This window comes from Klebsiella pasteurii (genome assembly GCF_018139045.1).
In the GTDB taxonomy this organism is placed as follows: Bacteria; Pseudomonadota; Gammaproteobacteria; order Enterobacterales; family Enterobacteriaceae; genus Klebsiella; species Klebsiella grimontii.
Genome location: NZ_CP073236.1, coordinates 1,401,899 through 1,427,932, shown reverse-complemented (window position 1 = coordinate 1,427,932; position 26,034 = coordinate 1,401,899). Strand labels below are relative to the sequence as shown.

27 protein-coding genes are annotated in these 26,034 nt (G+C 56.5%); 7 read left to right on the top strand and 20 right to left on the bottom strand.

Annotation, left to right across the window (positions count from 1 at the left end):
• Positions 1–105: 105 nt before the first annotated feature.
• Positions 106–573, bottom strand: coding sequence for an outer membrane lipoprotein SlyB (gene slyB, locus KCG39_RS06735; RefSeq protein WP_002907749.1), 468 nt, complete (start codon positions 571–573; stop codon positions 106–108).
• Positions 574–842: 269 nt separating this feature from the next.
• Between slyB and anmK the strand changes: the two genes are divergently transcribed.
• The 5 genes from anmK (at position 843) to pdxY (ending at position 5,546) form a co-directional block, all read left to right on the top strand.
• The gene (gene anmK / locus KCG39_RS06730; protein WP_004119512.1) at positions 843–1,967 is read left to right on the top strand and encodes an anhydro-N-acetylmuramic acid kinase; all 1,125 of its coding nucleotides are present in this window, start codon (positions 843–845) and stop codon (positions 1,965–1,967) included.
• A gap of 92 nt (positions 1,968–2,059) precedes the next feature.
• Entirely contained in the window at positions 2,060–2,383 is a 324-nt protein-coding gene (gene mliC, locus KCG39_RS06725) for a C-type lysozyme inhibitor (RefSeq protein WP_014229593.1), read from the top strand.
• A gap of 57 nt (positions 2,384–2,440) precedes the next feature.
• Positions 2,441–3,097 (top strand): pyridoxamine 5'-phosphate oxidase, encoded by a 657-nt coding sequence (gene pdxH / locus KCG39_RS06720; RefSeq protein WP_004119519.1) that lies wholly within the window; start codon positions 2,441–2,443, stop codon positions 3,095–3,097.
• A 252-nt stretch (positions 3,098–3,349) separates the two neighbouring features.
• Positions 3,350–4,624 carry a tyrosine--tRNA ligase gene (gene tyrS, locus KCG39_RS06715; protein ID WP_004119522.1) on the top strand — a complete coding sequence of 425 codons (1,275 nt, stop codon included), beginning with the start codon at positions 3,350–3,352 and terminating at the stop codon, positions 4,622–4,624.
• A gap of 61 nt (positions 4,625–4,685) precedes the next feature.
• Positions 4,686–5,546: a pyridoxal kinase PdxY gene (pdxY, locus tag KCG39_RS06710; protein WP_049114137.1), complete on the top strand. Its 861-nt coding sequence runs from the start codon at positions 4,686–4,688 to the stop codon at positions 5,544–5,546.
• Between the two features lie 47 nt (positions 5,547–5,593).
• On the opposite strand, the gene gstA is transcribed toward pdxY, so the two are convergent.
• The 13 genes from gstA to blr form a co-directional block, all read right to left on the bottom strand.
• A complete protein-coding gene (gstA, locus tag KCG39_RS06705; protein ID WP_049114135.1) occupies positions 5,594–6,199 on the bottom strand; it encodes a glutathione transferase GstA in 606 nt (201 codons plus the stop codon).
• 108 nt (positions 6,200–6,307) lie between these two features.
• Positions 6,308–7,813 carry a dipeptide/tripeptide permease DtpA gene (dtpA, locus tag KCG39_RS06700; protein WP_049114134.1) on the bottom strand — a complete coding sequence of 502 codons (1,506 nt, stop codon included), beginning with the start codon at positions 7,811–7,813 and terminating at the stop codon, positions 6,308–6,310.
• A 597-nt stretch (positions 7,814–8,410) separates the two neighbouring features.
• Positions 8,411–9,046, bottom strand: coding sequence for an endonuclease III (nth, locus tag KCG39_RS06695; protein ID WP_087828200.1), 636 nt, complete (start codon positions 9,044–9,046; stop codon positions 8,411–8,413).
• Position 9,047: 1 nt separating this feature from the next.
• Positions 9,048–9,746: an electron transport complex subunit E gene (locus KCG39_RS06690; RefSeq protein WP_004119536.1), complete on the bottom strand. Its 699-nt coding sequence runs from the start codon at positions 9,744–9,746 to the stop codon at positions 9,048–9,050.
• A 3-nt stretch (positions 9,747–9,749) separates the two neighbouring features.
• The gene (rsxG, locus tag KCG39_RS06685) at positions 9,750–10,370 is read right to left on the bottom strand and encodes an electron transport complex subunit RsxG (RefSeq protein WP_004119539.1); all 621 of its coding nucleotides are present in this window, start codon (positions 10,368–10,370) and stop codon (positions 9,750–9,752) included.
• 10 nt (positions 10,371–10,380) lie between these two features.
• On the bottom strand, positions 10,381–11,433 hold the full coding sequence (rsxD, locus tag KCG39_RS06680) for an electron transport complex subunit RsxD (RefSeq protein WP_004119542.1): 1,053 nt from the start codon (positions 11,431–11,433) through the stop codon (positions 10,381–10,383).
• Entirely contained in the window at positions 11,434–13,734 is a 2,301-nt protein-coding gene (rsxC, locus tag KCG39_RS06675) for an electron transport complex subunit RsxC (protein ID WP_142468144.1), read from the bottom strand.
• Positions 13,727–14,305: an electron transport complex subunit RsxB gene (gene rsxB, locus KCG39_RS06670; RefSeq protein WP_004119550.1), complete on the bottom strand. Its 579-nt coding sequence runs from the start codon at positions 14,303–14,305 to the stop codon at positions 13,727–13,729. Before rsxB ends, rsxC begins: the two co-directional genes overlap by 8 nt.
• On the bottom strand, positions 14,305–14,886 hold the full coding sequence (gene rsxA, locus KCG39_RS06665; protein ID WP_004102633.1) for an electron transport complex subunit RsxA: 582 nt from the start codon (positions 14,884–14,886) through the stop codon (positions 14,305–14,307). Before rsxA ends, rsxB begins: the two co-directional genes overlap by 1 nt.
• A 77-nt stretch (positions 14,887–14,963) precedes the next feature.
• Positions 14,964–15,404, bottom strand: a complete 441-nt coding sequence (locus KCG39_RS06660; protein ID WP_004119552.1) for a DUF2569 domain-containing protein — start codon at positions 15,402–15,404, stop codon at positions 14,964–14,966.
• A 79-nt stretch (positions 15,405–15,483) separates the two neighbouring features.
• Entirely contained in the window at positions 15,484–15,699 is a 216-nt protein-coding gene (gene ydgT / locus KCG39_RS06655) for a transcription modulator YdgT (protein WP_004134363.1), read from the bottom strand.
• A gap of 219 nt (positions 15,700–15,918) precedes the next feature.
• Positions 15,919–17,289: a GH1 family beta-glucosidase gene (locus KCG39_RS06650; RefSeq protein WP_087828195.1), complete on the bottom strand. Its 1,371-nt coding sequence runs from the start codon at positions 17,287–17,289 to the stop codon at positions 15,919–15,921.
• 103 nt (positions 17,290–17,392) lie between these two features.
• A complete protein-coding gene (gene blr, locus KCG39_RS06645) occupies positions 17,393–17,542 on the bottom strand; it encodes a division septum protein Blr (RefSeq protein WP_004119556.1) in 150 nt (49 codons plus the stop codon).
• A gap of 177 nt (positions 17,543–17,719) precedes the next feature.
• Between blr and KCG39_RS06640 the strand changes: the two genes are divergently transcribed.
• Complete coding sequence (locus KCG39_RS06640) at positions 17,720–18,760, top strand: oxidoreductase (RefSeq protein WP_004119558.1); 1,041 nt, start codon at positions 17,720–17,722, stop codon at positions 18,758–18,760.
• A gap of 69 nt (positions 18,761–18,829) precedes the next feature.
• Here the strand turns inward: KCG39_RS06640 and add are convergent, their stop codons facing one another.
• Complete coding sequence (gene add / locus KCG39_RS06635) at positions 18,830–19,831, bottom strand: adenosine deaminase (protein ID WP_142468143.1); 1,002 nt, start codon at positions 19,829–19,831, stop codon at positions 18,830–18,832.
• Between the two features lie 272 nt (positions 19,832–20,103).
• Here add and metQ point away from each other — a divergent pair, with 272 nt between their 5' ends.
• Entirely contained in the window at positions 20,104–20,916 is an 813-nt protein-coding gene (gene metQ / locus KCG39_RS06630; protein ID WP_004119573.1) for a methionine ABC transporter substrate-binding lipoprotein MetQ, read from the top strand.
• 76 nt (positions 20,917–20,992) lie between these two features.
• Here the strand turns inward: metQ and yedF are convergent, their stop codons facing one another.
• From yedF to malX, 5 genes are all read right to left on the bottom strand, one after another.
• The gene (yedF, locus tag KCG39_RS06625) at positions 20,993–21,226 is read right to left on the bottom strand and encodes a sulfurtransferase-like selenium metabolism protein YedF (protein ID WP_004134369.1); all 234 of its coding nucleotides are present in this window, start codon (positions 21,224–21,226) and stop codon (positions 20,993–20,995) included.
• Positions 21,223–22,434, bottom strand: coding sequence for a selenium metabolism membrane protein YedE/FdhT (gene yedE, locus KCG39_RS06620; RefSeq protein WP_004119578.1), 1,212 nt, complete (start codon positions 22,432–22,434; stop codon positions 21,223–21,225). Before yedE ends, yedF begins: the two co-directional genes overlap by 4 nt.
• 188 nt (positions 22,435–22,622) lie before the next feature.
• Positions 22,623–22,826 (bottom strand): putative selenium delivery protein YdfZ, encoded by a 204-nt coding sequence (gene ydfZ, locus KCG39_RS06615; RefSeq protein ID WP_004119580.1) that lies wholly within the window; start codon positions 22,824–22,826, stop codon positions 22,623–22,625.
• A 313-nt stretch (positions 22,827–23,139) separates the two neighbouring features.
• Positions 23,140–24,318: a MalY/PatB family protein gene (locus KCG39_RS06610; RefSeq protein ID WP_142468142.1), complete on the bottom strand. Its 1,179-nt coding sequence runs from the start codon at positions 24,316–24,318 to the stop codon at positions 23,140–23,142.
• A gap of 48 nt (positions 24,319–24,366) precedes the next feature.
• Positions 24,367–25,959 carry a maltose/glucose-specific PTS transporter subunit IIBC gene (gene malX, locus KCG39_RS06605; protein ID WP_004119586.1) on the bottom strand — a complete coding sequence of 531 codons (1,593 nt, stop codon included), beginning with the start codon at positions 25,957–25,959 and terminating at the stop codon, positions 24,367–24,369.
• Between the last annotated feature and the right edge of the window lie 75 nt (positions 25,960–26,034).

Sequence of the window (26,034 nt, the reverse complement as noted above, 5' to 3'; positions counted from 1 at the left end):
AGGCGCGGCAGGAACCTATAAATCTATTTATATCGTTTATTGATACTGGTAAATGATATATCTATTGTATTAATAAGCGGCCCGTCAGGGCCGCAGGGATAAGATTTAGCGTGGGGATACCGTAACCTGGCTGCCGCTGCCGGCAATAGCTACGCGCTGGCCGACGGAGAACGGCGTGCTGCCTTGCTTTTGCACTACCATAATAGTGTTACCGTCATCTTTGCGGATTTCCAGCTCAACGCCCTGGGTTTTGTTCATCGCACCCTGTACGCCCTGACCGGCTACGCCGCCGGCGACAGCGCCTGCTGCCGTTGCCAGTGAGCGGCCCGTTCCGCCGCCAATGGTGTTACCCAGGAAGCCGCCGAGTACCGCGCCGCCGATGGCACCAATAGCATTGCTGTCATCTCCGCTCTGAATCTGCACCGCGCGGGTATGGACAATAGTGCCGTAGGTCACGCTCTGGACCTGTTTGGCTTCGGATGCGGAGTAAACATCGCCGGACAGACCGCTGCTGCTGACGCAGCCTGCAAGCGTAAAACCAATCATCGAGACAGCCAAAACACGTAAAATCATTTATGAATCTCCTGTTCACCAAGAAGCGTTCTGTTGAACTTCCTTGTAGCCAATTATATGGCATTTAAGCGTCTGCTGGCATAGCAGATGCAGTGACTATACAAAAAATAATAATCAGAGTCGTCTCAACCTAAACTAAACACAAGTTCTTTACCCTAAGAACGGCAGCGCTGCTTGTATTGTTAAAAAGTATTATAGCAGCATAGCATTGCCCCCTCGTTTATGGTGGAGTGTGGGGATATACGGAGTCATGGAATGAAGGAAAGCGTATGAAATCAGGCCGCTTTATCGGCGTAATGTCCGGCACCAGCCTTGATGGTGTTGATGTTGTCCTCGCAGCAATTAATGAAAATCTGGTCGCCCAGCAGGCCAGCCTGACCTATCCCATCCCCCTGGCTATTAAAGAAGACATTCTGGCCATCTGCCAGGGACAGCAGCTTACGCTGTCGCAGCTGGGACGGCTTGATACGCGTCTGGGACGGCTGTTTGCCGATGCGGTTCAGGCGTTGATGGCGCAGGAAAAGTTACAGGCGGCGGACATCATCGCCATCGGCTGCCATGGCCAAACGGTCTGGCATGAGCCTACGGGCGACGCGCCGCATACCTTACAGATTGGCGACAATAACCAGATTGCCGCGCGTACTGGCGTGACGGTCGTCGGCGACTTTCGTCGTCGCGATATGGCGCTCGGCGGGCAGGGCGCGCCGCTGGTTCCGGCGTTCCACCACGCGTTGCTGGCGCATCCGGTAGAGCGTCGAATGGTTCTTAATATTGGCGGTATCGCCAACCTCTCCCTGCTGGCGCCAGGGGTACCGGTGCGCGGCTACGACACCGGGCCCGGCAACATGCTGATGGATGCGTGGATCTGGCGTCAGTGTGGCAAACCCTTCGATAAGGACGCGCAGTGGGCCAGCGAGGGTAAAGTTGTGCTGCCGCTGCTGCAGGATATGCTAAGCGATCCGTGGTTTGCGCTACCGGCGCCGAAGAGTACCGGTCGCGAATACTTCAACTACGGCTGGCTATCGCAGCATCTGGCGCGTTATCCGGGGCTTCGCGCCCAGGACGTGCAGACCACCCTTGCGGAACTGACCGCCGTCAGCATCAGTGAACAGGTGCTGCTCAGCGGGGGATGTGAACGCCTGCTGGTCTGCGGCGGCGGCGCGCGCAATCCGCTGCTAATGGCGCGTCTGGCGGCGCTGCTGCCGGGAACGGAAGTGTCGACCACCGATGAGGCGGGGATCAGCGGGGATGATATGGAGGCGCTGGCATTCGCATGGCTGGCGTGGCGGACGCTTGCCGGATTACCCGGCAACCTCCCTTCGGTAACCGGCGCGTCGCAGGCTTCCGTGCTTGGCGCGATTTTCCCGGCAAATCCGCCGCAAAATCAGAGTTAACTGAAATCACCCGCGGCGGTTTCTTCGTAAACTGAACAGCGTTGAGGGAGGGCGTTATGCCTTCCCGGACCGGGAAAGTCGAAGGCAAATTAATGAAAAAAATACTTATTCTTGCGGTACCTTTTATGCTCGCGGGCTGTAGCTACTACAACCAGTTTGTCGAGCGGATGAATACGGACACGCTGGAGTACCAGTGCGACCAGAAGCCGTTAACCGTCCATCTTAATCATACTCGCCAGCAGGTCAGCTTTATCTACGATAACCAGCAGCTCAACTTGCAGCAGGGGCTATCCGCGTCCGGAGCGCGGTATACCGACGGCGTTTACGTCTTCTGGTCGAAGGGCGATAGCGCCACGGTCTATAAACGCGATCGCATTGTGCTGGAAAACTGTCAGCTGCAAACCGCCAAACGTTGAGATTTCGGTCATGGGGGCGCACAATGACGCTACCCTTTGATTATTTTCTCAATTGCCATGTCTGATAACGACGAATTGCAGCAAATCGCGCACCTGCGCCGTGAGTACACCCGTGGTGGCCTGCGTCGCCACGACCTTCCAGCCGAACCTCTGGCGCTATTTGAACGCTGGCTGCGTCAGGCCTGCGATGCGAAGCTCGCTGATCCAACGGCGATGGTCGTCGCCACCGTTGATGAAAACGCCCAGCCTTACCAGCGTATCGTTTTGCTTAAGCACTACGATGAAAAAGGTCTGGTGTTTTACACCAACCTTGGCAGCCGCAAAGCCCACCAGATTGAAAAAAATCCCCGCATTAGCCTGCTTTTCCCATGGCATATGCTGGAGCGCCAGGTGATGGTTATCGGTAAAGCGGAACGCCTTTCAACGCTGGAAGTGGTGAAATATTTCCACAGCCGTCCGCGCGATAGCCAGATTGGCGCCTGGGTGTCGCAGCAGTCCAGCCGTATCTCGGCGCGCGGCATCCTTGAGAGTAAGTTCCTTGAGCTTAAGCAAAAGTTCCAGCAGGGCGAAGTTCCGCTGCCGAGTTTCTGGGGCGGATTCCGCGTCAGCATCGAGCAGATGGAGTTCTGGCAGGGCGGCGAGCACCGTCTGCACGATCGTTTTCTCTACCAGCGGCAAAACGGCGGCTGGCAAATCGACCGACTGGCGCCATAAAGGACGCAAAAATGTTGTGTTAAGCGCTGGTGCATCGTGGCCCGGCGCTTTATTCTATACGCTTCATTTTTCAAGCTGCATCTTTGTTAGCCGCGCCTGTCTGGCTCTGTCGCTTACCTGAGTAAGTTCCCTGGGCTTTTACATGCTTGCCGCCGCGATGCAGCTTGAATAATTTTGCGTAGATGTTTTTTTCGCGTCTGGCGAAAAGTCGTGTACCGGCAGAGGTGCAGTCGTTTATAGATGGAGAATTTGATGGCAAGCAGTAACTTGATTAAACAATTGCAGGAGCGGGGGCTGGTAGCCCAGGTGACGGACGAGGAAGCGTTAGCAGAGCGACTGGCGCAAGGCCCGATCGCGCTCTATTGCGGCTTCGACCCTACCGCCGACAGCTTGCACTTGGGGCATCTTGTTCCATTGTTATGCCTGAAACGCTTCCAGCAGGCTGGCCACAAGCCGGTTGCGCTGGTGGGCGGCGCGACGGGGCTGATTGGCGACCCGAGCTTTAAAGCCGCTGAGCGTAAACTGAACACTGAAGATACCGTGCAGGAGTGGGTGGATAAAATCCGCAAACAGGTCGCGCCTTTCCTCGACTTTGATTGCGGGGATAACTCGGCCATTGCCGCGAATAACTACGACTGGTTTGGCGGCATGAACGTGCTGACCTTCCTGCGTGATATCGGCAAGCACTTCTCTGTAAACCAGATGATCAACAAAGAAGCGGTGAAGCAGCGTCTCAACCGCGACGACCAGGGCATCTCTTTTACCGAGTTCTCCTACAACCTGCTGCAGGGGTACGACTTTGCCTGCCTGAACAAGCTGCACGGCGTGGCGCTACAAATCGGCGGTTCTGACCAATGGGGCAACATTACCTCCGGTATCGACTTGACCCGTCGTCTGCATCAGAACCAGGTCTTTGGCCTGACCGTTCCGCTGATCACCAAAGCCGACGGCACGAAATTCGGTAAAACCGAAGGCGGCGCGGTGTGGCTGGATCCGAAGAAAACGAGTCCGTACAAGTTCTACCAGTTCTGGATCAACACCGCGGATGCCGATGTTTATCGCTTCCTGAAGTTCTTCACCTTTATGGACATGACCGAAATCAATGCCCTGGAAGAGGAAGACAAAAACAGCGGTAAAGCACCGCGCGCCCAGTATGTGTTGGCTGAGCAGGTGACCCGTCTGGTGCACGGCGAAGAAGGACTGGTGGCGGCAAAACGCATTACCGAGAGCCTGTTCAACGGTAACCTGAGCGATCTGAGCGAAGCCGATTTTGAGCAGCTGGCGCAGGATGGCGTGCCGATGATCGAAATGGAAAAGGGAGCCGATCTGATGCAGGCGCTGGTGGATTCTGACCTGCAGCCGTCCCGCGGCCAGGCGCGTAAAACCATTGCCTCCAACGCGGTGACCATTAACGGCGAAAAACAGTCCGACCCGGAATACGTATTTGTCGATGCCGACCGTCTCTTCGGGCGCTATACCTTACTGCGCCGCGGTAAGAAAAATTACTGTCTGGTCTGCTGGAAGTAATTGCGTAAAGGCAGGGGCGTGGGAAACCGCGCCTCTTATTTTTTGCTCTCAGGTAATCAAGATGAAGAATATCCTCGCCATCCAGTCCCACGTTGTGTTTGGCCATGCGGGCAACAGCGCCGCTGAATTTCCGATGCGCCGGCTTGGCGCCAACGTCTGGCCGCTTAACACCGTACAATTCTCCAACCATACCCAATACGGAAAGTGGACCGGCTGCGTCATGCCGCCGGCGCATTTAACGGAGATTGTTCAGGGGATTGCTGACATTAACCAGCTGCAGCGCTGCGACGCGGTATTAAGCGGATATCTGGGTTCGGCGGAGCAGGGCGAACATATTCTTGGCATCGTGCGCCAGGTGAAAAGCGCCAACCCGGCCGCGAAATTTTTCTGTGACCCGGTGATGGGCCACCCTGAAAAGGGCTGCATCGTGGCGCCTGGCGTCGCGGAGTTTCACGTGCGCTATGCGCTGCCGGCGAGCGATATTATTGCGCCAAACCTGGTTGAGCTGGAGATCCTCTGCGGGCACCCGGTGGCAAACGTTAAAGAAGCGGTTTTAGCCGCGCGCGAGTTGATTGCTCAGGGGCCGGAAGTGGTGCTGGTGAAGCATCTCTCACGCGCCGGGCTCAGTATGGATCGTTTTGAAATGCTGCTGGTCACCAGTCAAGAAGCCTGGCACATCAGCCGTCCGCTGGTGGATTTCGGCATGCGCCAGCCGGTGGGCGTCGGCGATGTCACCAGCGGGCTGCTGTTGGTTAAGCTGCTGCAGGGCGCGAGTTTGCGTGATGCGCTGGAGCACGTCACCGCCGCGGTGTATGAAATCATGCTGGCGACAAAAAATATGCAGGAGTATGAGCTACAGGTAGTGGCGGCTCAGGATCGCATTGCCCAGCCGGAGCACTACTTCAGCGCCACGCAGCTTTAAGGCGCGTGTAAACCACTTGCCCGACCGGCGTCGGGCAAGCATCAGCGTTACTTCAGCCCTTCAGCCTCAAGGGCGGCGGCAACAGCGGGACGCGCGGCAACGCGCTTCATCCAGACTGCAATATTGCTATAGCCTGCCATATCCAGCTTCACGGCGTAAGCCCAGCGCAGCACGGTGAACAGGTAGCCATCGGCGATAGTGAAACGATGCCCGTTAATCCACTCTTTATCTTCCAGACATTCATTCACGTACTGCATTTTTTTATCCAGCAGCGCGCGGGCGACAGGTTTGTAGTCTTCCGGCGTATCGGGGCGAAACAGCGGGGTAAAGCCTTTATGCAGTTCCGTCGCCACGTAGTTTAGCCACTCCAGCGTTTGATAGCGGGCGATGCTTCCCACCGGTGCCAACAGCTGGCGGTCCGGCACGCGATCGGCGATATATTGCATAATGGCCACGCCTTCCGTCAGCAAAATATCATCGTCCAGCAGCAGCGCCGGCACCTGACCTTTCGGGTTTACCAGCAGATAATCATCCCCGTTTTCGAGACGTTTTTTCATTACGTCAACGCCCTGCAGGGTGAAGTCCAGGCCGCTCTCGCGTAGCGCGATATGCGAAGCAAGAGAACAAGCGCCGGATTTGTAGAACAGTTTCATCGGTAACTCCTCGTGGCTGCGGTTTTCTGTATGTTAGTCCGCCCAGGGGCAAAAAAAAACCGCTAACAGCGCGTTAGCGGTTTAAAGTTTTGGGTTTTCCCGGTGAGCTTAGGCCGTAGCGGTATCGCTGGCTTTTGCCGTTTTATCATCGTCCTGGGTCATGCGGTTCAGCTTCGGCGCCGTCAGCAGCATCAGGATGGCGATAATGCCGGTGGCGACACCGATGTGCAGGAATACGCGACCGTAAACTTCCAGCGACATCAGCGGGTCAGTTACGTTATCCGGCACCGCCATCATGTTGGCGACGTAGCCGCCGATCAGGTTGGCGCCAGCGGTAGTCAGGAACCAGCTGCCCATGATGAAGCCCATCAGACGCTGAGGAACCAACTGCGCAACCATCGCCAGACCCAGGCCGGAGATCATCAGTTCACCGATACTTTGCAGGCCGTAGCTCATAACCAGCCAGCTGACGTTCACGATACCTGCGTCGGTGGCAAACTTAGCGCCCAGCGGCAGTACGAGGAAGGCGCCGGAACAGAGGACCATACCAATAGCAAACTTCATCGGCATCGGCAGGGTATCGCCCATTTTGTTGTAGATAGCGGCCAGAATCGGGCTACCGATAATGATCCAGAATGGGTTCAGCGCCTGGTACTGCTCAGGCTCGAAAGCGATGCCCAGCAGAGAGTGTTCAACGTTGCGAATCGCAAAGAAGTTAAGGGAGGTCGGCATCTGGCTATACAGAACAAAGAAGATAATCGCCTGCAGCATCAGGATGAACGCGACGATCATTTTGCGCCGCGCGGCGCCCTGCATTGCGAAGGCTTCTTTAGCGAAAATAACGATAATACCCAGCGCAACCACGCCCAGCGCCATACGTGCAATACCCTGGTTGTGCAGCAGCCAGGTTGCAATTGCGATGAGAACCACCACGCCAACGATTGTCGCCAGCAGCTTGCCTACCTGCAGCGGGGCGAAGTCAGGCTTCGAGCCGTACTGTTTAACCCAGCGCTGGCAGAAAGTGAAGTTGACAATGGTGATTACCAGGCCGACAAAGCTCAGGGCGAAAGCGACGCTCCAGCCGAACTTTGCCGCCAGCCACGGCGTGGCCAGCATAGAGAAGAAGGAACCGATGTTGATGGACATGTAGTACATGGTAAATGCACCGTCCAGACGCGGGTCGTTCTTTTCATAGCAGGTTGAGAGCAGAGAAGAGGGGTTAGCCTTAAACAGGCCGTTACCGACGGCAATGGTCGCCATACCTATATAGACGATGCCCGCATCGTGCCCGGACCACGCTACCAGGCCATAGCCGATGGCCAGAACAATGGCACCGAGCATAATGACGCGCTTGGTGCCCAGCACCTTGTCGCCCAGCCAGCCGCCAATCGCCACCAGGCCGTAGACCAGGGCGCTAAAGGAGGAGAACAGGGTGATAGAATCCGCTTCTGACATACCCAGTTGTTTAACCAGGTAAACGGCCATGATCCCTTGCAGGCCGTAGAAACCAAAACGCTCCCATAGCTCAATCGAGAAGATGAGATAGAACGATCGTGGTTGTTTGAAAGCGTTCAAGCTGACGCTTTCGGTTGGTTTATTGTTTGCAGTCGACACAAATACCTCTTTTTTTACATCCCATATTAACGGGGGGTGCTCGGGGCGCAATCTTCTCAGACCGCCGCCTTTATAGTTATTCTGGAGGGAAAACGGCAGGTAATGTTCACTATCCTGCCCCTTCAGGCAATAGCTTTGCAATAATCTGTTACACATATTTTGTGCGGAATAATACACCGCATACTCAAATGTTATTCAGAGTTAAATATCAAGGTTTAGTGAATGGAAGCGTTTTTATCTGCCATAGTGGAAAATTTTTCGTATAAAGGCGATATGTTCTGCTGACTGCGCTTGCATCCAGTGATATAGCCCATAATCCTAAAAATTGATGGGTTATTGTGTTGTTATTTAAGTTGAGGGTATTTGAATCAGCAGGTTTGGGTACAATTGAGTTAACAATTATTCAACAACAAAATGACCAAGTGATCCAGATCACAAATGTATAGAAATTTTGACTCTAAAAAAAATGAATAACCTGGCTGATGATTATATAACCGCATAATCACCCGCAACCGGGGCGAAACCATGGCGTGAATGTCGATAAAGCCGGGGGGAGGCAGAGTCATCTCTCCGGTAGGAAAATGACTCTGCGCGTCGTCAGGAATAGACCTTCTCTTTATACTCGCAAAGATCTTCTATCAGGCAGGAGCCGCAGCGGGGTTTGCGGGCAATACACGTATAACGACCGTGCAGGATTAACCAGTGGTGGCAGTCGACTTTAAATTCCGCCGGAACCACCTTTAACAGCTTTTCTTCCACCTGTTCCACGTTTTTACCGGGCGCAAATTGTGTCCGATTACAAACGCGGAAGATATGCGTATCGACGGCGATTGTCGGCCAGCCGAAGGCGGTATTCAGCACCACGTTTGCCGTTTTGCGTCCCACACCGGGAAGCGCCTCAAGGGCCGCCCTATCTTCCGGCACTTCGCCATTGTGTTGTTCAAGCAGGATCCGGCAGGTCTTGATAACGTTTTCGGCTTTACTGTTAAACAGGCCGATGGTTTTGATATACGTCTTCACTCCCTCAACGCCCAGCTCCAGCATGGCCGCTGGCGTATTGGCGACCGGATAGAGTTTTGCCGTAGCTTTGTTGACGCTGACGTCGGTGGCCTGCGCTGAGAGCAGGACGGCGATCAACAGTTCAAATGGCGAGTTAAAATGCAGCTCCGTGGTGGGGTGCGGGTCGTTATCCCTGAGCCTGGTGAGGATCTCCAGGCGTTTACTCTTATTCATCCTATGCTTTTCCCGTCACATCAGACGGCGCAATGAGATCGGCTTGCGCCGCTTTGGTTTTGCGCTGTTTGCTACGTTCATCGATGAGGTATTTTACCGCCAACATCATGCCGAGGCCAATAAATGCGCCCGGCGGCAGCATCGCCAGCAGGAACGGCGTATCGGTATGGAATACTTCAATGCGCAGAACTTTAGCCCAGCCGCCGAGCAGGCTATCGGCACCGTCAAACAGGGTGCCGTTGCCGAGAATTTCGCGCATTGAACCGAGCACAAACATTGCGCATGTCGCCCCCATCCCGATGGAGAATCCGTCCAGCGCCGAGAGCGCCGGGCCTTTTTTCGCGGCAAAGGCTTCCGCGCGGCCAACCACGATACAGTTGGTGACGATCAGCGGGATAAAAATCCCCAGAGACTGATAAAGGCCGAACGCGTAGGCGTTAATCAGCATCTGCACGACGCTCACTACCGAAGCGATGATCATCACGTAAATAGGGATACGGATTTCCGCCGGCGTCCAGCGACGCAGGCTGGAAATGGTCAGGTTCGTCAGGGTCAAAACCAGCGTCGTCGCCAGCCCAAGGCCGAGAGCGTTGGTGGCGGTAGAAGTCACGGCGAGCAGGGGACACATCCCCAGCAGTTGAACAAGCGCGGAGTTGTTTTTCCACAACCCCTGAACAATAACGTCTTTAACTTCGCTCATGGTCTAGTCTCCACAGGGAGTGAATGCGGAAATCTGCGCGGGCAGCGTTTGGGCGTACAGGCCCGCGCGCCTGACGGCGTTGACCACCGCGCGAGGGGTAATAGTGGCCCCGGTGAACTGGTCGAAATCGCCGCCGTCTTTTTTCACGGCCCAGTGGCTGTCGTCTTGCCCATGGATCGTTTTACCAGCAAAGAAGGTGATCCAGTCGGAAATTCGGAGCTCGATTTTGTCGCCCAGGCCCGGTGTTTCATGGTGTTCGGTGACGCGGGTACCCAGCACGGTGCCTCTAAAATCGGCGGCTACCAGCAGCTGAATGGCGCCGGAATAGCCGTCCGGCGCGGTGGCTTCCATCACCGCAGCAACCGGCTTCTCGCCGTCCTGCGCGATCCATACCTTATGCTGGCCCTTGCCCAGCTCCGGCGCGCTAACCTGATAACAGCTTTTCAGCAAATCGTTATTGTAGAGAGCGGCTGGCATCACCTGGTCGAATAGGGCTTTTTGCTGCTGGGCGGCCTGGTCTTCAATGGTACTTTTGGTCAGCTCGTTAATCGCTGCCGTCAGCCCGGTAGAACCTGCGGCGAAGAGTGCCAGCGTGATACCGTGTTTGCGCATGCTTTGTAACATGTTCGGGTCCTCAGCGGTGGCCGTACGCGCGCGGGCGCGTGTAGTAATCGATCAACGGAACGGTGATATTGGCCAGCAGGACGGCAAAGGCCACGCCATCCGGGTAGCCGCCAAAGCTGCGAATCAACCATACCAGTACTCCCGCCAGCGCGCCAAAGATCAGGCGTCCGCGATTGGTGGTAGAGGCGGTCACCGGATCCGTCAGGATAAAGAAGGCGCCGAGCATGGTTGCGCCGGAAAGCAGATGTATCTGCGGCGAGGCGAGGCTTCCTGGGGAGAACAGCCATCCCAGGGTGGCGCAAACGGCGAGGCTCAGCAGGAAGCTCAGCGGAATATGCCAGCGGATAGCCTTCTGCCACAGCAGGAACAGACCGCCCGCGAGCCAGGCCACGTTAACCCACTGCCAGCCGAGACCGGCGAGCTCGCCGCCGTAGATCGGATACTGCAGGATCTCGCCAACCGGATGGCCGGCGTGAAGCGACGTTTTAAAGGTATCCAGCGGCGTGGCCTGACTGATACCGTCAATGCCTGTTCGCAGGCTGTTCATATCCCCACCAGTCGCCGTATGGCCGGTGAAAATCATCCACAGCGCGTCGCTAAAACCTGGAATATGGGCGGCTATCTCATGCGGCGGAAGCCAGGAGGTCATCTGGACCGGGAAGGAGATGAGCAGTACGACATAGCCGATCATAGCCGGGTTAAAAGGGTTGTGGCCGAGGCCGCCGTACAGCTGCTTGGCGATGATGACCGCGAACGCGGTCCCCAGCACGACCATCCACCACGGGGCGAAAGGCGGGATACTGATGGCCAGCAGCAGGCCGGTCAGCAGCGCGGAGTTATCGGCGAGGATCGCGGGAATATTTTGTTTGCGCAGTTTAAGGATGGCCGCTTCGGCTCCCCACGCCGTAAGGGCGGCAAGGATAATCTGCAACACGGTACCCCAGCCGAAAAACCAGGTCTGCACCGCGATGCCGGGTATCGCGGCGAGCAGCACCAGCAGCATAATCCGCGAAGTCTGGCGCTGATTGTGGGTATAAGGGGAACTTGCGATTCTGAAAACCATTTAATCCTCGTTAACTGCCTGCCGGGATGCTTTCCGGGCCTGAACGCGGGCGATTGCTTCAGCGACTGCCGCTTTGCGGGCGTCGTCATTGGCTGCCGACGGGGGAACTGCTTGTTGCTGCTGTTCGGCTTTGCGCGCTTTCGCTCGGGCGATAGCGGCCTCGACGGCGGCTTTGCGCGGATCGGCGGCCGTCGGTTGTTCGGCGCTGGCATCTACCGCCGAAACGGTCTGCTGTTCGGCTTTGCGCGCTTTCGCTCGGGCGATAGCGGCCTCGACGGCGGCTTTGCGCGGATCGGCGGCTGCCGGTTGTTCGGCGGCGGCATCTACCGCCGGAGCCGCCTTCTGTTCGGCTTTACGCGCTTTCGCTCGGGCGATAGCGGCCTCGACGGCGGCTTTGCGCGGATCGGCGGCGGCCGGTTGTTCGGCGCCGGCATCTACCGCCGGAGCCGTCTGCTGTTCAGCTTTACGCGCCTTCGCTCGGGCGATAGCGGCCTCGACGGCGGCTTTGCGCGGATCGGCGGCCATCGGTTGTTCGGCGGCGGCATCTACCGCCGGAGCCATCTGCTGTTCAGCTTTACGCGCTTTCGCTCGGGCGATAGCCGCCTCGACGGCGGCTTTGCGCGGATCGGCGGCTGCCGGTTGTTCGGCGGCGGCATCTACCGTCGGAGCCGTCTGCTGTTCAGCTTTACGCGCCCGGGCCTCGGCCTTGCGGGCTTCGCGGGCGGCGATGGCTTCGCTGTTATCCGGTTTGGCGCCGGAGAGCACGATAATCGGCTGCGCCGCGTCACGCTGTTTTTCACGCACCCGGGCAAGGGCGGCGTTAATTGCGTCCTGATCCTTCGCCGCAGGCTGGACCGCGGCCTGCTTATGACGTTCCAGACGCGCCGCTTTATCGCGCTCAAGGCGAGCCTGACGCGCCTCAAAGCGAACTTTGGCCTCTGCGGCGCGTTTCTCTTCTTGCGCGATCGCGGAGATCTCGGCCTTCTCCTGGCGGAAGTACTGCACCAGCGGAATATTGCTTGGGCAAACCCAGGCGCAGGCGCCGCACTCAATGCAATCTGCGAGATTATGGCTAGTGGCTTTGTCGTGCTGCTGGCCTTTGCTGAACCAATAAAGCTGCTGCGGCAGAAGATCGGCAGGGCAGGCGTCCGCGCAGGCGCTGCAGCGGATGCAGCCTTTTTCCTCTTCCGGCTCGCCCAGTTCGCTCGCCGACGGCGCCAGCAGGCAGTTGGTAATTTTCACTACCGGCACGTCGAGCCACGGCAGGGTGAAGCCCATCAGCGGGCCGCCCATAATCACCATCGGGTCAGCGCTCGGGCAGAAACCGGCATCCTTTAGCAAATGGCTGACCGGGGTGCCGAGACGCGCCCAGACGTTGCCCGGACGCGAGACCGCTTCGCCGGTTAGGGTAACGACGCGCTCCGTCAGCGGCTCGCCGTCAATTACCGCCCGTTTCACCGCGTAGGCGGTGCCGACGTTTTGCATCAACACGCCGATATCAGAGGATCGTCCGCCGTGGGGCACCTGCTTGCCGGTGAGGATTTGCGTGAGCTGTTTCGCGCCGCCGGAGGGATATTTGGTTGGGATCACCCGCAGCGATATTCCGTGCGTATCGGCTAATACCGCGCGCAGCATCGAAATCGCCTGCGGTTTATTATCCTCGATGCCGATCAGTACCTGACCAGGCTGCAGAATATGGGCAAGGATACGAATACCCTCAACGATTTGCGCCGCGCAATCCTGCATTAGACGGTCATCGGCGGTGATATAGGGCTCGCACTCGGCGGCGTTGATAATGAGTGTGTCGATTTTATCGCCGCCGCCGCGCAGCTTGGCGCCGGTCGGGAAACCCGCGCCGCCCAGTCCGGCCACGCCAAACTGGTGAATACGTTCAATCAGCGCTTCGCGGGATTTATTCTGATAATCGTTCCAGCCATCGCGCTCAATCCAGCGGTCTTCGCCATCGGCATCAATAATGACGCTCATTTCCGCCAGCGCGGAAGGGTGGGCGGTAGAGTGGGGGGCGATGGCCGCCACGATCCCGGACGTTGGGGCGTGCACCGGCAGCATTCTGCCCCAACCGCGGGTCAACGCCTGGCCGCGCAGGACGCGATCGCCCGGCTGCACGCACAGTTCACCTTCCGTGCCGATATGCTGTTTTAGCGGGATGACGAAACGCTGCGGCAGCGACACCTGACGCAGCGGGGTACCGTTGGACTGGGTTTTCATCTCTGGCGGATGGATGCCGCCGTTGAAGTCCCAGACTTTATCTTTGCGAAAAGCGGAAAATAACTTAAACATGTTGTTCCACGGGAATAATGCGTACCGGGATGGTCTGAAGATCCCATTTCCAGGTTTCTGTCGTCGCTGCTACCGGGTGCAGTTCAATACATTGCGTTGGACAAGGCGCGACGCAAAGATTACAGCCGGTACAGAGATCGCTCATCACCGTATGCATGGCGCGAGTGGCGCCGACGATGGCGTCGACCGGGCAGGCCTGGATGCATTTTGTGCAGCCGATGCAGTTCGCTTCGTCTATCGTCGCCAGCATGCGTACAGGTTCGGCTTCTTGCGCGTCGCCGTCTACCGGTTGCGGATCGACGTTCAACAGCTCGGCGATTTTAAGCATTACCGCTTCGCCGCCGGGGGCGCAGCAGTTGATTTTCTCACCCTGGGTCCCCACTGCTTCCGCGTAGGGGCGACAGCCGGGGTAGCCGCACTGGCCGCACTGGCTCTGCGGAAGCAGGGCATCAATTTTTTCCACCACCGGGTCATCTTCCACCGCAAAACGGCGGGAGGCGTATCCCAGAATTAAGCCGAAAATTAGCCCCAGTAGGCTAATGGCGACCACGGCTATCCAGACAGCGTTCATTACAACTTCACCAAACCGCTAAAGCCCATAAAGGCAAGAGACATTAAACCTGCGGTGACCAGCGCAATGGCGTTACCACGAAACGGCGCCGGCACATCCGCGACTACCAGGCGCTCGCGAATAGATGCGAAAAGCACCATCACCAGCGAAAAACCGACCGCGGCGGCAAAACCGTACAGCGCTGATTGCAGGAAATTATGCCCAAGGTTTATATTTAGCAGCGCCACGCCGAGCACCGCGCAGTTGGTGGTGATCAGCGGCAGGAAGATCCCCAGCAGGCGATACAGCGCCGGGCTGGTTTTACGCACGACCATCTCGGTAAACTGCACCACCACGGCGATGACCAGGATAAAGGCCAGCGTGCGCAAATAGACCAGATCCAGCGGGATAAGGATCCAGGTATCAATTAGCCAGGCGCAAATAGAGGCCAGCGTCATCACAAAGGTGGTGGCGAGCCCCATTCCCATAGCGGCTTCCAGCTTTTTGGAAACCCCCATAAACGGGCACAGTCCAAGAAACTTCACCAGCACGAAGTTGTTAACAAGAACAGTGCCAACAAAGAGCAGTAAATAATCAGCCATCATTCGACCTGAAATAGAAAAAGCCGTCTATTATCGAATAAATCGATACCGGCGACAACAGGTTAACTGTGTGGTTATTACGGATTCACAAAGGTCCGTTTAACCCGAGCAGAACGCCTGAAATAGGGTGCAAGCAGCGCAGCGGCAAGAAGGGGGAAAAGCAGCTGGCGCAGCGCGAGCGCGTCAGAAATTGGGGAAAAGGCAAAGGCTTTTACCGCCAGCAGCAGCGTGATCAGCAGCCAGATGATGTAGTGTTTCGGCACCCCTTTCCGCCGCTTAAAAAAGGCGATGGTCAACCACAGCGTGTAGTACCACATGGCGATGGCAAAAGCTAAGGAAGCAATCCACAGAGCGAGATGTTCGGCACTCATATTGCCCAGCAATGTATAAGTCTGGGAAGAGATCAGAGCCTTAGCAAAAAAAAGCAGCGACAATGAGGCGCTAAGCAGGGCTACCAGGAGCCATGCCAGCGGCGCCAAAAGCCATCCGCCAATACGTTCCACAGAGTCAGAGGACATTATTACTCCCAAATTCAACGCCAGTTATAAATAAAAGCAGGGCGGAAGTATAAGCAACTGGCGTGAATGATGACAGTCTTTATTGCACGTAGCGCCACACGGACTTGGGCACTTCGCCGATGTTGAACAATTTGCCGCCAGAAACCAGCTCCGCCCGGCGATGGTCGGCCGCGCGATACATGTTGACGATCTCTTCGTTATCGGTCAGGGAATAGTTAAGATGATCAAAAAGTTTTTCCAGACTTTCCAGCGAACTGATTTTACGAAATTTTAATAAGTAGTCCTGAACGGTCATTTGCGTATCCATTTTATAATCGGAATAAATTAAGTTGAATATACCCATATCGAGTAAACCTGTTCTCAACCGGCAGTTCCTTTTTAAGATAAACTGTATGGAATTATTTCGGTTGTAAATACCTGTGACAAGAACAGACGATGTTTCCGGCCTGGTAAAAATAAATTTAGGAGTATTCCAGAACTAAATCAGGCGCCGGAAGGCGCCTGGGAGAGAAGATTAACGCTGTTCGCCTCGGCTGGCAATAACGTTTTGGTACCAGAAAAAGCTCTTTTTCCGTTTACGCGCCAGATTTTGCTGGTGATCGACATAAACGAACCCGTACTGTTTTTTATAACCGTTCAGCCAGCTCAGCAGGTCAATAAAGGACCAGGGGTAGTAGCCGCGCACGTCGGCGCCAAGTTCCAGCGCTTTTTCCAGCGCCGTGATATGGCTGCTGAGGTAGTCAATCCGCGGGTCGTCGACGATTTCGCCATCGATAATGGGGTCTACCGCTCCTAGCCCGTTTTCGGTGATATAGATCGGAATATCACCGTAGCGCGCTTTAATCATCATGATCCCGTCGGTTAAGCCCTGAGGCCAAATTTCCCAGCCCCATTCGGTATAGGTGCTTTGCGGGTTGCGCACGAAGTAGAAGAGCCCGTCAACTCCCGGCTCGCCGCCGGTCGCGACTTCAGGAGGCTGCGCCGACACGGTTTCACGACGGTAGTAGTTCAGGCCGATAAAGTCACAGCGGTTGTCACGCAGTAGCGCGTCGTCTCCCGGTTCAAAGACCGGAACCCCCCACAGCGCCTGGGTCTGCTGCAGTAGATCTGCGGGATAGCCGCCTTTTAATACCGGATCGTAGAGCCAGTGGGTATGAATGGCGTCCGCCATCTCTGTCGCCCGCTTATCTTCCTCACTGTCGGTTAGGGCAGTGTGCGGCTGCAGCACGTTGACAAATCCTATCTCCCCCGCGACGGCCATTTCACGAAACGCTTTGACCGCCAGCGCATGGGCGATGAAGACATGGTGGCAGGCCTGAATGGCCCGAGCGGGGTCCCGCACCGCAGGGGGATGGATGCCGTTAATATAACCGTGGCCAATAAAAACGATCGTCTCGTTAAAGGTGGCCCACAGTTTGACGCGAGAGCCAAAACGTTGATAGCAAAGACGCGCGTACTCAGCGAAGGCTTGCGCCGTGCTGCGCGCCTCCCAGCCGCCTTCATCCTGAAGCGCCTGGGGAAGATCCCAGTGGTACAGGGTAATCATCGGCTCAATGTTATGCGCCAGCAGTTCGTCAATCAGGTCGCTGTAGAATTGCACACCCGCCTCATTCACCACGCCGCGGCCGGTGGGCAGCAGGCGGGGCCATGAAATAGAGAAGCGATAGCTTTGCAAACCCATTTCCGCCATCAGCGCCACGTCTTCGCGAAAACGATGGTAGTGGTCAACGGCGACGTCACCGGTCGTCCCCTGATACGTGGTGCCAGGAAGGTGGGAATAAGTATCCCAGATAGAAGGGCCTTTGCCGTCGGCATCGTGTCCGCCTTCAACCTGCCAGGCTGCGGTAGCGGCGCCCCATAAAAAGTGTTGCGGAAATCCGGACATGAAAAAACTCCTTATCGATTGATAAAGAGAGTGTAATCAATGCGTGTGCAACTATGCAACCGGTTTCAGAAACCGGTTGCATAGTTGCGAAGCGGGTCACTGTTTATTTCGACAGCGGCTTCGTCTGAACAACATCAACGGAAGGCGGGGACTGGTAGTTATCAATATGATGAGCGATAACTAAAAGCAGGGCCGAAACGCCCAAAACAATCCAGCCAATAAGTTCTACAATACGGTTAAAAACGTTTTCCATAACACTACTGCTAATTGTGAAACCAGACTGAAATGGTACTCAACGACTCAAGTAACGCAAGTGTTACATGATCTTAGCGGCGCAAATGGCGTAAAGCTGAGCACCGTTGCGGGTTAAAAGAGTGAGCAAGCCGCGGCATCAACGCGGCCACCATCTTCTTGTTAAGAGGGCAGAAAAATGAGCGACGCTATCCGGGTAGGATTAATCGGTTACGGCTATGCGAGCAAAACCTTTCATGCGCCGCTCATCAGCGGTACGCCGGGGATGACGCTGGCGGCGGTCTCGAGCAGCGATGAAAAGAAAGTGCTGGCCGACTGGCCTGCGGTGCAGGTGGTGGCTGCGCCGCAAGCGCTTTTTAGCGATCCCAATATCGATCTGGTGGTGATCCCCACGCCAAACGATAGCCATTTCCCGCTGGCGAAAGCGGCACTGGAAGCGGGTAAGCATGTGGTAGTGGATAAACCTTTTACCGTGACGCTGGCACAGGCGCGCGAGCTTGAAGCCATTGCCAAAAGCGAGGGGCTATTGCTTTCGGTGTTTCACAACCGCCGCTGGGACAGCGATTTTCTGACGGTGAAATCGCTGATTAATGAAGGGTTGCTGGGAGAAGTGGTCTATTTTGAGTCGCATTTCGACCGCTATCGACCGCAGGTGCGTCATCGCTGGCGCGAGCAGGGCGGGCCGGGCAGCGGTATCTGGTACGATCTTGCCCCGCATCTGCTTGACCAGGTGGTAAACCTCTTCGGGCTTCCGGTCAGCATGCAGGTCGATCTGGCGCAATTACGGCCTGGCTCGCAGTCCACCGACTATTTTCACGCGGTATTAACCTGGCCGCAGCGCCGGGTGGTACTGCACGGTACGCTGGTGGCCGCCGCGGAAACGGCGCGCTTTATCATCCACGGTTCGCGCGGAAGCTATGTGAAATACGGTCTTGATCCGCAGGAAGAACGGCTGAAAAGCGGCGAGCGCCTGCCGCAGGAAGACTGGGGATATGATATGCGCGATGGGCTGCTGACGCGGGCCGAAGGCGAGGACATAACCGAAGCGTCGTGGCTGACGCTACCGGGCAACTATCCGGCCTATTATGCCGCCATTCGCGATGCGCTTAACGGGGTCGGCGTTAATCCGGTCCCGGCAAGCCAGGCGATTCAGATAATGGAACTGATTGAGCTGGGGCTGGAGTCGGCCAGGCATCGGGCGACGCTGTCTCTAAATTAGGTCGCTTTGACGAAACGAGGCGGCCAGCCCCTGGCTTAGCAGAACCCCGCGTTGCCACGGGGGTAAACATCAAGCCTGCTGCACGCGCTGAATCAGCGCCGCTTTTTCCTGGGCGCTTAAAAAGGCGAGCTCCAGACCATTTCTCTGCGCCTGGCGAATTTGCTCGCGGCTTAAACCGGCAGCCGGGGCGGCGAAGGTGTATTCGTGGATAATATCGACGCCCTGAACGGCGGGGTCGTCGGTGTTAATGCAGGCCAGCACGCCGTGTTCGAGGAACGTTTTCAACGGATGCTCGGCCAGGGATGGCACGGTACTGGTCTGAATATTGGAGGTCAGGCAGGACTCAATACCGATTCGCTGCGCGGCGAGATAATCCATCAATGCCGGATCCTGCACCGCCTTCACGCCGTGGCCGATACGCTCGGCCCCCAGTTCGCGAATCGCCTGCCAGATGCTTTCCGGGCCAGCGGCCTCGCCCGCATGGACGGTGATGCGCCAGCCGGCATCGCGTGCGCGGCGGAAGTGATCCATAAACAGGTTTCCCGGGAAGCCCAGCTCATCCCCGGCGAGGTCGAGGGCGGTGATGCCATCGCGGTGGGCGAGCATAGCCTCAAGCTCCTCCTCGCAGGCCGCCTCGCCGAAGGTGCGGCTCAGGATGCCGATCAGGCGGGCTTCAACGTTAAAGTCGCGGCTGCCTTCTTTCACTCCGGCGATCACTGCCTCGACAACGCCAGCAACGGGCAACTGGTGGGTCATCGCCATATAGCGTGGAGAGAAACGCAGTTCGACGTAGTGCAGGCCGTTTCGCGCGGCATCTTCGAGGTTTTCATAGGCGACGCGGCGGCAGGCTTCCAGCGAGGCCAACACTTTTACCCCCCAGTCGAGCTTAGCGAGGAAGCTGACGAGGTCTGGCTCATTGCTGGTGACCTGCACGTGAGGACGTAAAGTATCGAGGGTGTCTGCCGGAAGTGCGAGATTAAACTGGCGGCCAAGATCGAGAATAGTTTGGGCCCGGATATTACCATCGAGGTGGCGATGAATGTCGGTTAATGGCAAAGTTAAATCAATCATGGTCGCACTCTTTTTTTAGTTAAAGTGCGCGCCATTGTACATCAGAACGATAAATGGTTTAAAGGGGAGAAAAATACCGAACAATCCAGGGAAAAACGGTGAGAGGAGGGAAGATTACCCTGTCAAAAAGAGGAATGACCAAATCGCTCATAGCAAAACGCTATTAATCATAGTCAATCAGTATTTAATTTCGCCCGTGAGATTTTCTATAGTCTCAGGCGCTGGTTTTCCTGCAATGAATGGCAGGCAATTTTAAAAAGGACCCTGGGAATATGGTTTTCACGTTAAAAAAAATCGCGGTACCGCTGGTTGTCGCAAGTTCACTACTGCTGGCCGCCTGCAAACCTGGCGAGGACCCCAACCACATCAAGGTGGGCATTAGCGCGGGCGTCGATCAGGAAGTATGGGCGGTGGCGCAAAAAGTGGCGAAAGAGAAATATAACCTCGACGTAGAGGTGGTGACGTTTAATGATTTCGTTCTGCCCAACGAGGCGCTGAATAACGGCGATCTTGATGCCAATGCTTTCCAGCACAGGCCCTATCTGGACAAACAGATCCAGGAGCGCGGCTATAAGCTGGTTCAGGTTGGCACCACGTTCGTTTATCCGATAGCGGCCTATTCGAAGAAAATCACTTCGATCGATCAGCTGCCCGATGGCGCGCAGGTCGCGGTCCCCAACGACCCGACCAACCTCGGACGCTCTCTGCTGCTGTTACAAAAACAGGGCCTGATTACGCTCAAGGATGGCGTGGGTCTGCTGCCCACTTCGCTGGATATTATCAACAATCCGAAAAAGCTAAAAATCGTCGAAATCGAAGCGCCGCAGCTGACCCGCGCGCTGGACGACCAGCAGATAACTATGGCGATCATCAATACCACTTTCTCCAGCCAGGTTGGGCTGTCGCCGTCGCGTAACGGCCTGTTTGTGGAAAGCAAAGATTCGCCTTACGTTAATATCTTTGCCAGTCGTATCGAAAACAAAGACAGCGAAAAGGTGAAAAACCTGGTGAAGGCCTACCAGAGCGATGAGGTCGCCGCGGCGGCTGAACGGCTATACAAAGGCGATGCGGTGAAGGGCTGGTAAAGACACTCGGCCAACTCTGACCGCGTGCAGTCACGATTATTGCAGCCGGTAGCGACCCGCTACCGGCTTTTCCTGGCTACTTTTGAATCAAATAGCGGATGGTTGGCCCGTCCTGCTGGATGTCGAGCACGGTGTAGCCGTGGTTTTTGGCATCCAGCGGGATATTGTTAATCGACTGCGGACAGTCGCTGACCACTTCAAGTATCTCGCCTTTCTTCAGCGAAGGCATGGCTTCCAGCGTGGCGATGGCCGGATAGGGGCAGGGTTCGCCAACCATATCGAGGCGATAATCGGGAACGAAAGTTTTCATACGCTTTCCTTAACGGCCGAGGGGACGAGAGATTGGCGGCGGAAAAAACGTTTTTCCCAGCCAATCACCAGAATCAGCGCGATCAGCAGCAGAAGATAGGTCACCAGCAGGCCGCCGAAGGGTCCGAAGGTCGCCAGCAGGTTGATTTTATCCCAGCTTGTGGCCAGCGCCGGGGAGAGCCCGTCCCAGTAGTATGCGAGGATCGTTGAACCGATCACGTTGCCCAGCCCGACCCACCAGTAATGCACCTGACCCTCCACCGCGCGGTACATCCAGCCGGTTTCGCAGCCGCCCGCCAGGACGATGCCAAAGCCAAACAGCAGGCCGCCGATAACCGCATTAGGGCCCGCCCACATGATTTTCGGCTCCATACCCAGCTGCACGTAGCTGAAGATACCAATAGCGCTGGCGGCCATACCGAAGATAATCGCCTTCGCCATATTGGTGCGCCCGGTGATCCACATATCGCGAAAGGCGGAGGTAAAGCAGATCTGCGCCCGTTCGATAAGCAGGCCAAACCCTACGCCAAACAGCAGCGCCAGGCCGAGCTTCGGCTGGTTCGCCGCGGTGAGCAGGCCCCAGGCGATCATGGCGAAAAAGACCACCATCCCGAGACGGAACCGGCGCCGCGCCTGGTCAGGTTTTTGCGTCAGCGGCGACGCCTGCGATACTTTCTGCATTTTTACCGGAATACGAAAGATGGGCAGTAAGGTAAAGCGCGCGCCGAACCAGGTGCCGATAGCGGTAGCGATGGCGAAGAACCAGGCGTGAAGAGAAAACTGCGGGATACCGGTAAAGAACGCGGCCAGATTGCAGCCCATCGCCAGGCGCGCGCCGAAACCGGCAATGATCCCCCCGGCGACGGCCTGCAGAATGCGGATCCGGCTGCGGGGGAAGCGCAGCTTCACGTTATTCGCCCACAGCGCGGCGGCGAAACAGCCGCCGAACATGCCGATGATCATCATGCCGTCGATACGGGTGAGCGGGGTGCCCTCAAGATGAATGAGTTTATAGTAGCCCCACTCTTCGCTGTGCACGCCGGCGAGCTGCAGCAATTGCCCGCCCCAGCGGGTGAATTCGCCGGTGACGGCCCAGAAAGTGCCGGTAATACCGAAGTAGTAGGTTGAGAGAATACCCGCGGCGATAACGGCGGGTACCGGCGACCAAAATTTAATCAGCCACGCCTGTTTGAACTGTTGCCATGTCATGAAGATGCCTCTGAACTCAGAAGGTATATTACCCGTAGCGGGTTAAAGAGCAGCGATAATACGCGGCTTATTAGCTGAAAACGCTCGATGGGATCAAATTGACCGATAAAGAAAATACAAAAGGCCACACCTGGGTGGCCTTTCACGCCCGCCGATCCGCGGTCAGATCTCGGTGACGGTTTTGGCGATTAGTTAAAGCCCAGGCGAATAAGATTCAATGGGCAATATAATTCCTGATGGCCGTCTATTTCCACGCAATCGGCGCGACGGATCTGCTCCGCCGTTTTACCCTCGGCGTGGATGGCTTTGATGACGCCCGTCGCGCCGCTGTCAGCCACCATAACCATGCTGCCGGTAGAGATAGCGTTACGGTTACGATCGTAGGTGTTCATATTTTATCCTCCTGATGAAAGCTTTGACGGGAATTAAAAACGGCATTTAAATACACCTTTGTGAAAGGGTTTTTTTTGAGTCTCGTCAAAATATCGGCTAATTATGCGGGAGGACGGATGAGCGAGCGGGGAGACGGAAATTCAGCGAGAGCAGCGGCGGTAAATAATCGCGCGATGCTGCGCCGCCGTTTGATAAATAGATCGTGCACGCCGGCGGCGCGGTAAAATAGCGCGGGATGATGATATTTCCGGCTTAATTTTAAGCCGCGAAAAACCGGCTGCGATATTGACCTCTGAGCTAGCGGACAGGCCGCTAGCGCGTTGGCGGTCGGCGCAACGCGGCGATTAACCCCCGTACGCCTTTTTCCAGCTTCTCTCGCGGACAGCCGGCGTTCAGGCGGACAAAGCCCTTACCCTCTTCGCCATAGGTGTCGCCTGGCATAATGGCGACCTTTTGCTCCTCAATGAGCGCTTTTTGCAGGGCGCGATCGTCAACCCCCAGCGGCCGCAGATCAATCCACGCCAGGTAAGTTGCCTGCGGCGGCTGCCAGTTAAGCTCGGGAAACGCCTGGTTCAGCTCACCGGCGATGTAGCGCATATTGTCCTGCAGATATCCGCGTAGGGCATCCAGCCACGCCGCCCCCTCGCGATAGGCGGCGATATGCGCCACCAGCGCCGGCACGGAAGGGGAAGAGAGGCCATCGCGGCTCTTCAGAGCGTGCAGATAGCTTTCGCGCGCGGCCGCGTCGTCAATCAGCCCGTATGCGCCGGTAAACGCCGGAATGTTGAAGCTTTTCGAACCGGAGGTAAAGAGCGCCCAGGGGCTGCGCGCCACCTCGCACCACGGGATGTGCTGATGCCCGTCCCACACCATGTCCATATGGATCTCATCGCTGATCACCTTCACGCCGTGTTTTTTACACAGCCGCGCCATGGTTTCCAGCTCTTCACGGGTCCAGACCTTGCCGGTGGGGTTATGCGGACTGCATAGCAGCAAAACGGTATTGCGCGGCTCGGCCAGTACCTGTTCAAGCTGCGCCATATCGCAGCGCCACTGGCCGTTGTCGAGGGTGAGCGGGAACGGGGCGACGCGCCGCTGATTGCCTTCGATAGTTTTATAAAAGGCGTCATAGGCCGGAGCGTGGACCACAATACCGTCTCCCGTTGCCGACCACTGGCGAATCATCTCCGCGACCATATAGATAACCGACGGGCCGTACACCAGCGCTTCGCGATCGATTGAGCTATGAAAACGGCTGGCGAACCAGTGGCTCACCGCGCCGAGGAACTCCTCGTTTTTCCAGCGGCTATAGCCAAAAACGCCGTGCGCCAGACGTTTGCTGACGGCATCAAGAATGCAGGGGGCGGTGGCGAAATCCATATCGGAGATAGTAAACGGCAGCAGGTCGGCTGCGCCAAAGCGATCGGCGACGTAATCCCACTGAGTACACCAGGTGCCATGACGGTCGACCGGCGTTGAAAAATCAAACATCTGCACTTCCTTCATTATGAACCCCCTCCCGTACGGAGGGGGCGGAGTTTATGCCTCGACGGTATTCATCAGGACAGCCATTTCATCTTTTACCGACTGCACCTGCGGGCCAATCACCACCTGCAGGTTATGCTGATTGAGCTGCACCACGCCGATGGCGCGATTCGCTTTCAGCGCGGCGCTGTCGACTTTGCTCATATCGTTAACCGACAGACGCAGGCGGGTGATGCAGTTATCGAGCGAAACGATATTTTCAGCGCCGCCGAGCGCGGCCAGAATCGCCGGAACGTTATAGCCTGATTTTCCGGTCACGCCGGTGACGGCCTTTTCGAAAGCGCTATTAGTTTCAATATCGCGTCCCGGGGTTTTCAGGTTAAAACGGGTGATAGCGAAACGGAAGATGCCATAGTAAACCGCGAACCAGATAGCCGCGACCACCGGCACCAGATACCACTTGGTGGACAGGCCGTGCAGAATGCCGAACACCACAAAGTCGATAACGTTGCCGTCGGTGTTGCCAATAGTCACGCCGAGGATAGCCATCATGGTGAAGCCCAGCCCGGTCAGCAGCGCGTGGATAACGTACAGCACCGGTGCGACGAACAGGAATAAAAACTCCAGCGGTTCTGTGGTACCGCCCACCACGCAGGCGATAACGCCGGAAATCAGCAGTCCCTTAATTTTATGCCGGTTTTCCGGACGCGCGCAGTGGTACATCGCCAGCGCCGCGCCCGGTAGGCCGCCGAGAAATGCCGGCATTTTCCCTTGCGAGAGGAAGCGGGTCGCGCTTTCGGAGAAGCCGTGGGTGGTCGGGCAACTGAGCTGGGCCTGGAAAATCGTCAGCGCGCCGCTGACGCTATGGCCGCAAACGTCCATGGTGCCGCCCGCCTCGGTAAAGCGGATCAGCGCCACCAGAATATGGTGCAGGCCGAACGGCAGCAGCAGGCGCTCTCCGGTACCGAAGATCATCGGTCCGAAATCTCCCGCGCTATTGATGACGTGGCCGAGGGCGTTAATTCCCATGGCGAAAACAGGCCAGATCAATGGGATCACCAGGCCGACCAGGCCGAGAACCACGGTCGTGATAATCGGAACAAAGCGGGTGCCGCCAAAAAAGGCCAGCGCGTCGGGCAGGCGGATATTGTGAAAACGCTCATGCAGCATCCAGACGATGATCCCGGCGATCACCGCGCCAAGGATCCCGGTATCGATAGACTGAATACCGATAATATTCTGAATGTTATTCGCTTTGAGGACGGCGGCATCGGTGGTCGGCAGAATGCCTTTGGCCGTCAGCCAGAAGTTAACCGCCAGATTCATCACGGCGTAGCCGACAAAACCGGCAAACGCGGCGACGCCCTTGTTTTCACGAGCCAGGCCTAGCGGAATGGCGATACAAAACATCACCGGCAGAAAGCTGAAGGCAAAAGAGCCGACTTTGCCCATCCAGATGAATACAGCCTGCAGCAGCGGCACGTCCAGCCACGGCAGGAGCGTCAGGACGTCATGGCTGCTCAGAGAGCTGCCGATCCCCAGCATGATCCCGCAAAAGGAGAGCAACGCCACGGGTAACATGAAGGTTTTCCCTAACTGCTGGAAAAACTCCCATAAGGTAATTTTGGTTGCTGTTTTCGCCGTCATAACATGAATCCTGGTTCTTGAAGTTAGCTGTAGGATGAAGCGCAACGGAAAGATAAAACGTTTTACCTAATTTTA